Below are 13579 nucleotides of genomic sequence, written 5' to 3'. Positions count from 1 at the left end.
CGCTCCATCGCGCACCGCTGCCCGTGCGGGCTGCCCGACGTGGTGGAGACCGCGCCGCGCCTGGAGGACGGCACGCCCTTCCCGACGCTCTACTACCTGACCTGCCCGCGCGCCGCCTCCGCCATCGGCACGCTGGAGGCCGAGGGCGTCATGAAGGACATGTCGGCCCGGCTCAAGGAGGACTCGGAGCTGGCCGCCGCGTACCGCGCCGCGCACGAGGACTACATCCGGCGCCGGGACGCGATCGAGGTGCTGGCAGGCTTCCCGAGCGCGGGCGGCATGCCTGACCGCGTCAAGTGCCTGCACGTGCTCGTCGGCCACTCGCTGGCCGCGGGCCCCGGCGTCAATNNCCCGAGGCCGGGGCCTCGGGGCGGCCGGGCGGCCGCGGTCCGGGCGGCGGCACCACCCCGGAGGGAGCCGCATGACCCGCGTGGCCGCCATCGACTGCGGTACGAACTCCATCCGCCTGCTCGTCGCCGACCTCACGGCACCTGATGGCGCCTCCGGCGCTGGGGCGCCCTGCGAGCTCGAGGAGCTGGACCGGCGGATGACGATCGTCCGCCTCGGCGAGGGCGTGGACCGCACGGGACGGCTGGCGCCCAAGGCGCTGGAGCGCACCTTCGCGGCCTGCCGCGAGTACGCCGAGGTGATCCGCGAACTCGGCGCCGGGCGCGTCCGGTTCGCGGCCACCTCCGCCTCGCGCGACGCCGAGAACCGCGAGGACTTCGTACGCGGTGTGGTGGACATCCTCGGCGTCGAACCGGAGGTCATCACCGGCGACCAGGAGGCCGAGTTCTCCTTCACGGGCGCCACCAGGGAACTCGCGGGGGGCGCCCACCGTTTCGAGGAGCCGTATCTCGTGGTCGACATCGGTGGTGGCTCGACGGAGTTCGTGGTGGGGGAGGACCACGTGCGCGCGGCCCGCTCCGTGGACATCGGCTGCGTACGGCTGACGGAGCGCCACCTCGTGCGGGACGGGAGGATCTCCGACCCCCCGACGCCCGGTCAGGTGGGCGCCATCAAGGCCGACATCGAGGCCGCGCTGGATCTCGCGGAGGAGACCGTGCCGCTCGCCGAGGCCCGTACGCTGGTCGGCCTCGCGGGGTCGGTCACCACGGTCGCCGCGATCGCGCTCGGCCTCACCGCCTACGACCCGGCCGCGATCCACCACTCCCGGATCCCCCTGGACCAGGTCCGCGCGACCACCGACCGGCTGCTGACCGCCACCCACACCGAGCGCGCCGCGATCCCGGTCATGCACCCGGGGCGTACGGACGTGATCGGCGCCGGGGCGCTCGTACTGCTCTCGATCATGGAACGGACCGGTGCGGAGGAGGTCGTCGTGAGCGAGCACGACATCCTCGACGGGCTCGCCTGGAGCCTGGCCTGACAAGCGCTTGCCGACCCCTGGAGAGGGGTCCGCGCCGGGGCGTCGAAGAAACTTCGTGAAACTCTTCACATGAAAAAGTGCCCTGTCGGCCGCCGTCCGGGGCGTAAGGCCGGGATAAGTGTCCGATTGGTTCCCCCGACCGGTGAACTCCGCGTTCGCACGAGGTGTTTCCGGCGTGTTTCCAACGGGCGCCCGGCGGGCGGTGGTCCAGTCCGTCGGACGGCCACAAGCGCAGTTCAGCGGGGTGCCCAACGGGGCGGGCGGCCCGTTGGTTCCCGTCGGCCGGTATGGCATCGATCACGGGGGCGGCGGAGTGTAGCAGAAGGGGTGGGGGTGCTTGTGAAGGGGCTCACGAGCACCCCTACCTGGGGTGCTGGATACTCGAAGTCATGAGCACCACGGAGCGTCCCAGGATCCTCGTTGTAGGCGGTGGGTACGTAGGCCTGTACGCGGCGCGTCGCATTCTGAAGAAGATGCGGTACGGCGAGGCGACCGTCACGGTCGTCGACCCGCGCTCGTACATGACGTACCAGCCCTTCCTCCCCGAAGCTGCCGCCGGCAGCATCTCCCCGCGACACGTCGTTGTCCCCCTGCGACGCGTGCTCCCCAAGGCGGAGGTCCTCACCGGCCGCGTCTCGACCATCGACCAGGACCGCAAGGTCGCCGTGATCGCCCCGCTCGTCGGCGAGGCCTACGAGCTGCCCTTCGACTACCTGGTCGTCGCGCTCGGCGCGGTCTCCCGCACCTTCCCGATCCCCGGCCTGGCCGAGCAGGGCATCGGCATGAAGGGCGTGGAGGAGGCCATCGGCCTCCGCAACCACGTCCTGGAGCAGCTCGACAAGGCCGACTCGACGACCGACGAGAACGTCCGCCGCAAGGCCCTGACGTTCGTCTTCGTGGGCGGCGGGTTCGCCGGCGCGGAGACCGTCGGCGAGGTCGAGGACATGGCGCGCGACGCCGCCAAGTACTACACCAACGTCAAGCGCGAGGACATGCGCTTCGTCCTCGTCGACGTCGCGGACAAGATCCTCCCCGAGGTCGGGCCCGAACTCGGCACCTGGGGGCGGGAGCACCTCGAGAAGCGCGGTGTCGAGGTCTACCTCAAGACCTCCATGGAGTCCTGCGTCGACGGCCACGTGGTGCTGAACAACGGTCTCGAGGTCGACTCCAACACCATCGTGTGGACCGCGGGCGTCAAGCCCAACCCGGCGCTGGCCCGCTTCGGCCTGCCGCTCGGCCCGCGCGGCCACGTGGACACCGCCGCCACGCTCCAGGTCCAGGGCACCGACCACATCTGGGCCGCGGGCGACAACGCCCAGGTGCCCGACCTCGTCGGCCGCGCCGCGGGCAACCCCAACGCCTGGTGCCCGCCCAACGCCCAGCACGCGCTGCGCCAGGCCAAGATCCTCGGCGACAACGTCATCTCCGGCATGCGGGGCTTCCCGCAGCAGGAGTACAAGCACGCCAACAAGGGCGCGGTGGCCGGGCTCGGCCTGCACAAGGGCGTCGCGATGATCGTGGTCGGCAAGGCCAAGATCAAGCTCCGTGGCCGCCTCGCCTGGTACATGCACCGCGGCTATCACGGCCTCGCCGTGCCGACCTGGAACCGTAAGATCCGGGTCTTCGCGGACTGGGCGCTGGCGACGTTCCTCAAGCGCGAGGTCGTCTCCCTCGGCGCCATGGAGAACCCCCGCGAGGAGTTCTACGAGGCCGCCCGCCCGGTAGCCGCCGCGGCCCCCGCCGGCGCCAAGTCGGAGAAGGCCAAGGCCGGCTGACCTCCGGTCGGGTACGGCGGCTTCCCGCAGCCGTACCGCACAACCCAAGAGCCGAAGGGCGCCTGCCATCCGTGGTGCGGGCGCCCTTCGGCGTATCGCGGGGCGCCCGACGCTCTCCTGCCGCCCGGCCACTCATCGGGGCCACCATCGGGGCAGCCCGTCGAGGCCGCCCATCGGGGCGGCACCGAGCGGCCTTTCGGGTGGATTTGCCCCAGTCATCTGCGCGGGCCCGGCCCACCGCCGAAGGTGCTCCGCCGCCGCTGCAGTCGGCCCCCCGGCGCGGAACCGCCTCCCCGGCGAGGGGACCCGCGCCTTTTGCGGTTCCGTGCGCCGGGCAGGCGTATGGATAGATGGTGGTTTTTGCCGTTCCCTTACGGGACAACTGGACTATTCCGTGAGTCCGTTGGGTTCGCGTAAGTGAGGGTTCCACCCGTCGATCTGCCGTCCTGGAGGTGTACGACATGGCCGAAGCCGCGCCGCGGCTCACCGCCCTTGCCGAGGAACTGCTGGGCACCCCGCTCCCCGTCCGCATCCGCGCCTGGGACGGCAGCCAGGCAGGCCCGCCGGACGCCCCCGCCCTCGTCGTACGGCACCGCCGTGCGCTGCGCCGCCTGCTGTGGCGCCCCGGCGAACTCGGCCTGGCCCGAGCCTGGGTCACCGGAGAGATCGAGGTCGAGGGCGACCTGTACGAGGTGCTCGACCGGCTCGCCGGCCTCCTCTGGGAGCGCAGCCCCGGCACCGGCAAGGGCCAGAGCGCCGCGGCCCGCCTCGCCGCGCTGCGCGACCCGGGCCTGCGCGCCGCCGCCCGCGAACTGATCGCGCTCGCCGGGCCCGGACTGCCGCCCCCGCCGCCCGCCGAGGAGGTGCGCCGTCGCCGCGGTGTCCTGCACAGCAGGCGCCGCGACAAGGAGGCCATCAGCCACCACTACGACGTGGGCAACGACTTCTACGAGCTCGTGCTCGGCCCGTCCATGGTCTACTCCTGCGCCTACTGGGAGGAGGGCGGGGACCTGGAGGCCGCCCAGCGCGCCAAGCTCGACCTCATCTGCCGCAAGCTCGCCCTGCGTCCGGACGGCCGGCTGCTGGACGTGGGCTGCGGCTGGGGCTCGATGGTGCTGCACGCGGCCCGCGAGTACGGCGTACGGGCTGTGGGCATCACGCTCTCCACCGAGCAGGCCGCGTACGCCCGCAAGCGGATCGCGGACGAGGGCCTGACGGACCGGATCGAGATCCGGGTCCAGGACTACCGCGACGTGCGCGACGGCCCGTACGACGCGGTCTCCTCGATCGGCATGGCCGAGCACGTCGGCTCCGCGCGCTACCGCGACTACGCAGCCGCGCTGCACGGCCTGCTGAAGCCGGGCGGCCGGCTGCTCAACCACCAGATCGCGCGGCGGCCGCTGGGGGACGAAGAGCGCTACCACGTCGACGAGTTCATCGACGCCTACGTCTTCCCCGACGGCGAGCTGGCCCCGGTCGGCACGACCGTCGCACTGCTGGAGGAGGCCGGGTTCGAGGTCCGGGACGTCGAAGCGATCCGCGAGCACTACGCGATGACGCTCCGTCAGTGGGTGGCGAACCTGGTGGAGCACTGGGCGGAGGCCGTCCGCCTGGCCTCCCCGGGCCGGGCCCGCATCTGGCAGCTCTACATGGCCGCCTCGGCCGTCTCCTTCGAACGCAACCGCATCGGCGTCAACCAGGTGCTGGCGGTGCGGACCCCGGAGTCGGGCGGCGCGCGGATGCCGCTGAGGGCGCGTACGTGGAGTGAGTGACGCCCCCCTGACACGCGGCCGAGGGCCGGGCCTCCCCTGGGGAGACCCGGCCCTCGGGCCGTATGCGGAGCCGCCGTTCGGCCGGCGGCCGGTCGCTTCGGCTACTCGGTCTTGATCGCGTTCAGCATGTTCAGCTTCGCCGCGCTGCGCGCCGGCCACAGCGAGGCCAGGACGCCGACCAGTCCGGCGAGCACCAGGAAGATCGCGATCCGGTCCCAGGGCAGGACCAGCGCGTACCCGGTGAGGGCCGCCTTGAGGGTCTCGCCTATGGCCCAGCCGAGGAACACCCCGAGGCCGATGCCGATCAGCGCGCCGAAGAGGGAGATGACCACGGCCTCCAGCCGGACCATCCGCTTCACCCGCCGCCGGTCGAGACCGATCGCGCGGAGCATGCCGATCTCCTGCTGCCGCTCGAAGACCGACATCGCGAGGGTGTTGACCACACCGAGGACGGCGATGATGAGGGCCATCGCGAGCAGCCCGTACAAGATGTTCAGCATCATGTTGATCGTGCCGCCGAACTCGTCGCGGATGTCCTGGTGGTCCATCAGCCTGATCGCGGGGTTCTCACCGAGGGCGCCCAGCAGGGCCTTCTCGTTCGCCTCGGACTGGCCGCCCGCCATCTTGACGAAGACCTGCCGGATGGACGGCTTCGTCTCGTGCTCGTTGACGACCTTGGTGTCGAGCAGGGTGGGGGAGAGGAACTCGCTGTCCTTGTAGATCGCGCCGATCGTCAGGGTGGCCTGCTTCTCGTCGGCGAAGGTGACGGGGAGAGCGGTGCCGACCTTCCAGCCCCGCTTCTTGGCCGTCTTCTCGGCGACCGCGATCTGCCCGTTCGCGAGCGAGTCGGCGCTGCCCTGGACGACGTCGACCTTCAGGACCCGCTCGATGTCGCCGGCCTTGACCGCCGACCCCGCCATGAAGATTTTTTCGCCGGTGCCGGGCTTCTTGAGCTCGAACTGCACGGCCTGCTGCGGCGAGACCGCGGTGGCGCCCTTCACCTTCTCCAGGGCGGTCACCGCGGACCGGTCGAGGTCCCCGCCGTTCGCCATCGAGACCATGTAGTCGGCCTTGATGTTGTCCGTGGCCATCTTGTCGAGGGCCTTGCCGACCGTGACACCGAGCACCGAGAGGCCGGTCACCAGCGTCAGGCCGATGGCCAGCGCGGAGGCCGTGGCGCCGGTGCGGCGCGGGTTGCGGACCGCGTTCTGCCCGGCCAGCTTGCCCGCGACCCCGAACGGGCCCGTGAGGATTGGGCGGATGAGCGCGATGACGGGCCGGGACAGCAGCGGGATCAGGATGATCACGCCGATGAGCGCGAAGAACGCGCCCGCCGCGATGCGGAGCCGGCCGCCGTCGCCGCCCATACCGGCGCCCCAGACGATGACGACCGCACCGACCGCCGTGACGAACGCGCCGATGGAGTTCCGCACCACCAGCGACTTGGTGGTGGCCACCGCGTGGACGCTGTTCATCGCCGCGACCGGCGGGATCTTCGCGGCCCTGCGGCCCGGCAGCCAGGCGGCGAACATCGTGATCAGCACGCCGACGGCGAGCGCGGCTATCACCGGGGTCGGCGTCACGACCAGCGGCCCGGCGGGGATCTTCATCTCGAACGCGGCCATGCCCGAGCGCAGTCCGAGCGCGAGGCCGACGCCGAGGACGAAGCCCACCGCCGAGGCGATGGCGCCGACGACGCCGGCCTCGAGGAGCACGGAGCGGGTGATCTGGCGGCGCGAGGCACCGACCGCGCGCATCAGCGCCAGCTCCCTGGTGCGCTGGGCGACCAGCATCGAGAAGGTGTTGGAGATCAGGAAGACGCCGACGAAGAGCGCGATGCCGGCGAAGCCGAGCAGCACCTGCTTGAGGGCGCCGAGGCCCTGCTCGATCTCCTCCGCCTGCTCGTCCGCGACTGCCTGGCCGGTCTTGGCCTCGGCGTTCTCCGGCAGCAGCGGCTCGACCGCGTCGAGGAGCTTCGCGTCGTCGGTACCGGGGGCGGCGGTGACGGTGACGTTCCGGTACCAGCCCGGCTTGAGGTACTGCTCCTGCGCGACGGCCGTGTCGAAGAGCACGAGGCTGCCGCCCGCGTTCACGGCGCCGTCCTTGGTGGTGAAGATGCCGCTGAGGGTGTACTCCTTCACCGGCCCGTTGGTCGCGACCCGCACACGGTCGCCGACCTTGTACTCGCCCTTGGCGGCGGAGTCCTTGTCGAGGGCGATCTCGTCGGCCTTCAGCGGGCCTTCGCCGTCGGTGAAGGTGTAGGCGGAGTCCTTTCCGTCCTTGCCGGGGTCGAAGTTGGAGCCCTTGTTGGACCAGCCGGCGCCGATCAACTTGCCGTTGGGGTCGGCGACCCCGGCGAAGCCGTCGACCCGGCCGTACGCGGCGGCGACGCCGTCCAGGCCGCGGATCTCGTCGAGGGTCTTCTGGGAGACGCCGGGGTGGGTTTCCGCGGGGTCGTACTCGTTGCCGAGCGAGGTGACGGCGACGGCCACGTCGTCGTAGCTCTTGGCGGACTGGCTGCGGAAGGCGTGGGAGAGGGTGTCGGTGAAGACCAGGGTGCCGGAGACGAAGGCGACGCCGAGCATGACGGCGAGCACGGTCATCAGCAGTCTGGCCTTGTGCGCGAGCACATTGCGCAGGGCTGTACGGAACATGAGGAAGTGTCAATCCTGATGGGTCTGGGCCGGCGGCCGCGGGAGGAGGGGCAGGGCGGGGCCTCGCGCGGCTAGCTCGTACGGCCCTTGGCGTCGAAGTCCTTCATGCGGTCCAGGACGCGGTCGGCGGTGGGGTCCGCCATCTCGTCCACGATCCGCCCGTCGGCGAGGAAGACCACGCGGTCCGCGTACGAGGCGGCGACCGGGTCGTGGGTCACCATGACGACGGTCTGGCCCAGCTCCCGTACCGAGTTGCGCAGGAAGCCCAGGACCTCGGCGCCGGAGCGGGAGTCGAGGTTTCCGGTCGGCTCGTCGGCGAACATGATCTCGGGCCGGCCCGCCAGGGCGCGGGCCACGGCCACGCGCTGCTGCTGGCCGCCGGAGAGCTCGGTGGGGCGGTGCTTGAGCCGCCCGGAGAGGCCCACGGTCTCCACGACCGTGTCCAGCCACGCCTGGTCGGGCTTGCGGCCCGCGATGTCCATCGGCAGCGTGATGTTCTCCAGCGCGTTCAGCGTCGGCAGCAGGTTGAACGCCTGGAAGATGAAGCCGATCTTGTCCCGGCGCAGCTTGGTCAGCTGCTTGTCCTTCAGGCCCGTCAGCTCGGTGTCACCGATCCGCGCGGAGCCGGAGGAGATCGAGTCGAGGCCCGCGACGCAGTGCATCAGCGTCGACTTGCCGGAGCCCGACGGGCCCATGATCGCGGTGAATTCGGCCTTCCGGAAGTCGACGCTGACGCCGTCCAGGGCGACCACCTGGGTCTCACCCTGGCCGTACACCTTCGTCAGGTCCGTTGCGCGGGCGGCCACCGCGGCGGTGGCGGTGGTCCGGGCGGCGGTCTGAACGCCGGAGGGGGTGGTGGTGGTCACGGGTCTGGCTCCTGTCGGACTCTTCGAGAAGGGACCCGTCCATCGTCCAGGCCGGAACACCGGCGGGGATCACCCCACGATCCCGTTCTGAGGGGAGCCCAGGGAGGTAGGCGGACGGGCCGGGTCATACCTGGGTATGACCCCGAGTCGGGGGCGAGTGCCCTCGAAAGGCGTCTACTTTCCGTCAATCGCGTGCCGTGGAGGTGAACGGCTTCATCGTTGGGGGGTCGTGCCTACCGCCGGTACCCGGTGGTCTGATGGCTCCTCAGCTGCCCATAAAATCAGACAACCTCGGGCTGCGGCCCCGCTGTTCGGCCGAAGGTCCCGGATAGGCTCTGATCGCGCCCTGGGGGGGACCGTAGGTCCGGGACCCTTGCCCGGATGGTGGAATGCAGACACGGTGAGCTTAAACCTCACTGGCCCATCGGGCCGTGCCGGTTCAAGTCCGGCTCCGGGCACCCCGCATCCCCCGGGCGCGCTCCTCGCGCTCCGGCGCCGCCCACCGCCTCGTACCGCGGTAGGGGGCCTCGCCTTTCAAAGATCCTCCTCCGGCACTAGGGTGCACTCTTTGCTCACCCATTACTCTTAGGGCAAGGTCGCGCAGGGCGGCCATGGAGGAGTGAGATGAGGAGCAGCAACCCGGTCTTCTCGCGACGGGGATTCAGCCGCGACAACGGCTTCGCGGGCTTCAACGCGCCGCAGGCCGGGGGCCCCGCAGCCCAGCAGGGCAACCCGTACGCGACCGGCAACCCGTACGCCCAGCCCACCAACCCCTATGCCACCGCCACGGACCCCCAGGTCCAGGGCGCGCCGCCGGCGGCCCCGCCGCAGGCCGGGCGGATGACGATCGACGACGTCGTCATGCGCACGGGCATCACGCTCGGCACGGTCGTCGTCGGCGCCGCCGCCGCGTGGATCATGGCGCTCCCGCTGGGACTGGCCATCGGCTGCGGTCTGATCGCGATGGTGCTGGGCCTGGTCCAGGCGTTCAAGCGCAAGCCGTCGCCGCCGCTCATCCTGGCCTACGCCGCGTTCGAGGGCCTCTTCCTCGGCGCCCTGAGCGGGGCCATCAACGCGCAGTTCGCGGGCGCCCCGATGCAGGCGGTGCTCGGCACGATGGCGGTCTTCGTCGGCGTGCTCGTCGCGTACAAGACCCGGCTGATCCGGGTCAACCAGCGCTTCTACCGCTACGTGATGGGCGCCGCGATCGGCTTCGTCCTGCTGATGGCCGTGAACCTGCTCTTCGCCGCCTTCGGCGGCGGTGACGGGCTCGGCTTCCGCAGCGGCGGCCTGGGCATCCTGTTCGGCATCATCGGTGTCGTGCTGGGCGCCTGCTTCCTGGCGCTGGACTTCAAGCAGGTCGAGGACGGCATCGCCTACGGCGCCCCTCGCGAGGAGTCCTGGCTGGCGGCCTTCGGCCTCACCATGACACTGGTGTGGATCTACCTGGAGCTGCTGCGCCTGATCTCCATCCTGCGCGGCGACTGACGCCCGGTGACGCGGGACCACCCGTGACACCGCGAAGGGCCCGGAGGCGATGCCTCCGGGCCCTTCGGCCTGTGATCGGGCGGGGCGTTGGCCGCTGCCGGGCGAAGCTAGAGCAGCTTGCGGGCGGCCCGCCTCAGGTCGTACTCGTGGATGATCGCTTTCGCATGGCCGTACGCGAGGTCATGTGCGCCGCGCAGCCAGTTCACTTTCTCCTCGAAACGGAAGAGGGCAGGTCCTTCGTCGACGGTGCGAAGCCAGTCGGAGACTTCGCGGCCGGTGCACTGAGGGATACGGGAGAGCAGGTTCCGGTGGGTCTCTTCGGAGAAGACTTGGGACATCGGCGCCTCCGGACGCGTCCATTGCCGGGCCGTGAGCGCGGCCCAGGGTGTGGTCCTTCACGACACCGTGCCCGAGTGTTCGCCTGTTGGCAACAGGCCCGCAGCGGCGCATAGGCTCTCGCTGTGCTCGATGTGACGCCTCTCGTGACCGCAGTGGACCAGCTCACCGACCGCCTGCGGGCCGCCCCGCAGAGCCGGCTGCAGCGCGGTGCAGCCGCCGAAGGACTCGCGCTGGCAAGGGAGTTGGCCGCGTGGACGGACCGGCTGGAATCTCCCGGGCAGGAGCCGCGGGAGATGCCGGACGCGGGCATGTTCGCGGTGGCCGACCAGCTGGCCGTCGCGGGCCACGATCTGGCCGAGGCGATGCGAACGGCCCCCGCCGGTCAACTGGCGGAGGCCGTGGCGCTCGTCGAGGAGGTCGCTGGGCGCGTCTAGGGCGCTCGGCGACCGCAGTCGAGCGGGAGCCCCGCGGGTCAGAGCGAGGCGATGACGCGGTCCGCGAGGACGAACACGCTCTCCTCGCGCTCCTCACCGAAGGCGAACGTCAGGGCGTACGCGCCGGACAGGCCCGAACCGCCCAGCAGCACCGCCGTCTTGCCCGCGCGCAGCGCCTCGGCGAGCTGCTCGGCCGTCTCGCGGTGGCCGGGCGTCATGCAGACCGTGGTGCCGTCGGAGAACACGTACACGTCCAGCGTGCCCAGCGGGCCGGGGCGAACGTCGGAGAGCGGGGTGGCGTCCGCGGCCAGCTGCTCGAGGCGGGCCATGGTGCGCTCGTGGTCGGCCAGGCCGGGGGCGCCGGCCGTGCGGCCGGGCGTGAAGTCCGGGTGCGAGGGGTGGCGGCGGCGGGCGGCGGCCAGGTCCGGGGACTCCCCGGCCTCCTGCGGGCTGCCCTCGGCTGGGGCGGAAGTGGCGGACGTGCCCTGCTCGTGGGCGCGTTCGTGGGCCTCGATGGCGGAGTCGACGGCGTCGATGCTCTCCAGGACCTCGGAGACCTCGGCCAGTTCGCTGTGCGTCATCGGCTCCAGACCCGCGAAGTCGGCCTGGCGGGGCAGGTAGAGCGAGGGCTCGTCGGCCGGGCCGAAGCCCAGACCCGTACCGAAGCCGGTGAAGCCGCCGAGCATGGAGGGCGTGCCGTCCGCGTCGCGGGCCTCCTGGGCGGCCCAGAAGGCGCGGGCCTCGGCCAGTTCGCGCTCGCGCTCCTCGGCGAGGGCGTCGGCGACCGCGGCGCGTATCTCCTCGGCGGGGGTGGTGCGGGCGGCCGGCACCGAGGTGGCGGCGGTACGGTCCGAAACGGCGAGCTCGGCGCGCAGGGCGGAGAGCTGCTTGCGCAGCCCATGAGCAGCGTGCAGAGCGGCGGCGCCCACGGCGGTGGCCGTCGCGGCGGCCAGCAGCAGGGCAAGGGACATGGCGCTCACTGACGTACTCCCCGGTCGAAGTTCCCCCGAATTCCTACATCAGGTTGGCGTGGGCCACCGCGCGCTGTCAGTGCGTAACGTCACGAAAGGGACAGGCCTTTGGTCCCAGGGCCTACCGCGCCGACCCCGCTGACCTGCCCAAACGGATCTCCCCCGGGACATACATCACATCCTGGGGGAGATTCGGTCACGGGAGGGTGGCCGTCGGGACGCGGATGACGCGCTGTGTTACGAGAGTTGAGCTCTGTGTGACCTGAGGGTGACTCCGCCGACTCCGCCCCGGGGTGGGTCCGTGGCTCAGCTGAGGCGCTCGACGACCATCGCCATGCCCTGTCCGCCGCCCACGCACATCGTCTCCAGCCCGAACTGCTTGTCGTGGAACTGGAGGGAGTTGATGAGCGTGCCGGTGATCCGGGCGCCCGTCATGCCGAAGGGGTGGCCGACCGCGATGGCCCCGCCGTTGACGTTGAGGCGGTCGAGGTCGACGCCCAAGTCGCGGTAGGAGGGGATGACCTGAGCCGCGAAGGCCTCGTTGATCTCGACCAGGTCGATGTCGCCGATCGCCATCCCGGCGCGGGCGAGCGCCTGCTTCGAGGCCTCGACCGGGCCGTAGCCCATGATCTCGGGGGAGAGCCCCGAGACGCCGGTGGACACGATCCGTGCCAGCGGCGTCACGCCCAGTTCGCGCGCCTTGGTGTCGGACATGATGACCAGCGCGGCGGCGCCGTCGTTGAGCGGGCAGCAGTTGCCCGCGGTGACCAGGCCGTCCGGGCGGAAGACGGGCTTCAGGCCCGCGACACCCGCCAGGGTCACGCCGGCGCGCGGGCCGTCGTCCTTCGCGACGACCGTGCCGTCGGGGGTGGTGACCGGGGTGATCTCGCGCTCCCAGAAGCCGTTCTTGACGGCCTCCTCGGCGAGGTTCTGCGAGCGGACGCCGAACTCGTCCATCTCCTGGCGGGTGATGCCCTTCAGGCGGGCCAGGTTCTCGGCGGTCTGGCCCATCGCGATGTACGCGTCCGGGACCGCGCCGTCCTCGCGCGGGTCGTGCCAGTCCGTGCCCGCCTGCTCCGCGCGCGCGGCCGTGCGGGCCTCGGCGTCCGCGAAGAGCGGGTTGTGGGTGTCGGGCAGCCCGTCGGAGGTGCCCTTGACCGAGCGGGACACCATCTCGACGCCCGCCGAGATGAAGACGTCGCCCTCGCCCGCCCTGATCGCGTGCAGGGCCATGCGGGAGGTCTGGAGCGAGGAGGAGCAGTAGCGGGTGATCGTGCAGCCCGGCAGGTGGTCCATGCCCATCTGCACGGCGACGATCCGGCCCAGGTTGTGGCCCTGCTCGCCGCCGGGGAGGCCGCAGCCCAGCATCAGGTCGTCGATCTCGCGCGGGTCCAGCTGGGGCACCTTCGCGAGCGCGGCCCCGATGATCTCGGCGGTCAGGTCGTCCGGGCGCACGTCCTTCAGCGACCCCTTGAAGGCCCGCCCGATCGGCGAACGGGCGGCAGAGACGATCACGGCTTCGGGCATCACGGCTCCAAGGGGGCGCGGGGCGGTTCGGCGGGACTCCGGGGGAAGTTACCCGCCCGTACGCCAGAGGTCACGCGCTGTGTCGTGTGACGAGCGCCTCTTTTCTAAGCGGCCGCTCAGCCGTGGGTATTCCCCGCGGTCTTGTGGATACGGCCGGTTCGGCACCGCCGGCCTCCGCCGCGGTGGTCGCTCGCCGTCGCGGCGGGACAATCTCCGGGGACTCCGTCCCCAGACCCCTGCGCGGGGCTGCGGAGTCGACTCGCGTCCCGGCCTGTAGGGGCCGGATAGGCAGGAGGCCTGGCGTGCGGCGCGTGGTTGCGGGCGGGTTCGGCTCCGCCGCGGTGGTCGCTCGCCGTCGCGGCG

10 protein-coding genes, 1 tRNA gene and 1 pseudogene are annotated in these 13579 nt (G+C 71.4%); 7 read left to right on the top strand and 5 right to left on the bottom strand.

Features of this window, described 5'->3' with window-relative positions; translation table 11 throughout:
- From AOK16_RS14080 to AOK16_RS14065, 4 genes and pseudogenes are all read left to right on the top strand, one after another.
- Nucleotides 1-348 (top strand): annotated as a pseudogene (locus AOK16_RS14080) (DUF501 domain-containing protein); the annotation flags it as partial.
- A 73-nt stretch (nt 349-421) separates the two neighbouring features.
- Entirely contained in the window at nt 422-1390 is a 969-nt protein-coding gene (locus AOK16_RS14075) for a Ppx/GppA phosphatase family protein (protein WP_055472607.1), read from the top strand.
- A gap of 389 nt (nt 1391-1779) precedes the next feature.
- Nucleotides 1780-3165, top strand: coding sequence for an NAD(P)/FAD-dependent oxidoreductase (locus AOK16_RS14070; protein ID WP_055472606.1), 1386 nt, complete (start codon nt 1780-1782; stop codon nt 3163-3165).
- 461 nt (nt 3166-3626) lie between these two features.
- Nucleotides 3627-4937: an SAM-dependent methyltransferase gene (locus AOK16_RS14065; protein ID WP_055472605.1), complete on the top strand. Its 1311-nt coding sequence runs from the start codon at nt 3627-3629 to the stop codon at nt 4935-4937.
- A gap of 101 nt (nt 4938-5038) precedes the next feature.
- Here the strand turns inward: AOK16_RS14065 and AOK16_RS14060 are convergent, their stop codons facing one another.
- Nucleotides 5039-7591 (bottom strand): ABC transporter permease, encoded by a 2553-nt coding sequence (locus tag AOK16_RS14060; RefSeq protein ID WP_055472604.1) that lies wholly within the window; start codon nt 7589-7591, stop codon nt 5039-5041.
- Between the two features lie 71 nt (nt 7592-7662).
- On the bottom strand, nt 7663-8457 hold the full coding sequence (locus AOK16_RS14055) for an ABC transporter ATP-binding protein (RefSeq protein WP_055472603.1): 795 nt from the start codon (nt 8455-8457) through the stop codon (nt 7663-7665).
- A 375-nt stretch (nt 8458-8832) separates the two neighbouring features.
- Here AOK16_RS14055 and AOK16_RS14050 point away from each other — a divergent pair.
- A tRNA-Leu gene (locus AOK16_RS14050) sits at nt 8833-8915 on the top strand.
- 166 nt (nt 8916-9081) lie between these two features.
- The gene (locus AOK16_RS14045; protein WP_055472602.1) at nt 9082-9945 is read left to right on the top strand and encodes a Bax inhibitor-1/YccA family protein; all 864 of its coding nucleotides are present in this window, start codon (nt 9082-9084) and stop codon (nt 9943-9945) included.
- Between the two features lie 107 nt (nt 9946-10052).
- Here the strand turns inward: AOK16_RS14045 and AOK16_RS14040 are convergent, their stop codons facing one another.
- Nucleotides 10053-10283 (bottom strand): DUF4287 domain-containing protein, encoded by a 231-nt coding sequence (locus tag AOK16_RS14040; protein ID WP_055472601.1) that lies wholly within the window; start codon nt 10281-10283, stop codon nt 10053-10055.
- Nucleotides 10284-10406: 123 nt separating this feature from the next.
- On the opposite strand from AOK16_RS14040, the gene AOK16_RS14035 reads away from it, so the two are divergent.
- Entirely contained in the window at nt 10407-10718 is a 312-nt protein-coding gene (locus AOK16_RS14035; RefSeq protein ID WP_055472600.1) for a hypothetical protein, read from the top strand.
- A 38-nt stretch (nt 10719-10756) separates the two neighbouring features.
- Here the strand turns inward: AOK16_RS14035 and AOK16_RS14030 are convergent, their stop codons facing one another.
- Together AOK16_RS14030 and AOK16_RS14025 are read right to left on the bottom strand one after the other, a co-directional pair.
- A complete protein-coding gene (locus tag AOK16_RS14030) occupies nt 10757-11689 on the bottom strand; it encodes a hypothetical protein (protein ID WP_205627681.1) in 933 nt (310 codons plus the stop codon).
- A gap of 306 nt (nt 11690-11995) precedes the next feature.
- Complete coding sequence (locus AOK16_RS14025) at nt 11996-13216, bottom strand: acetyl-CoA C-acetyltransferase (protein ID WP_055472599.1); 1221 nt, start codon at nt 13214-13216, stop codon at nt 11996-11998.
- Between the last annotated feature and the right edge of the window lie 363 nt (nt 13217-13579).

It is taken from the genome of Streptomyces pathocidini (assembly GCF_001418495.1).
Taxonomy (GTDB): domain Bacteria; phylum Actinomycetota; class Actinomycetes; order Streptomycetales; family Streptomycetaceae; genus Streptomyces; species Streptomyces pathocidini.
The sequence above is the reverse complement of the archived record's forward strand: the minus strand, read 5'-3'. Positions and strand labels throughout refer to the sequence as shown.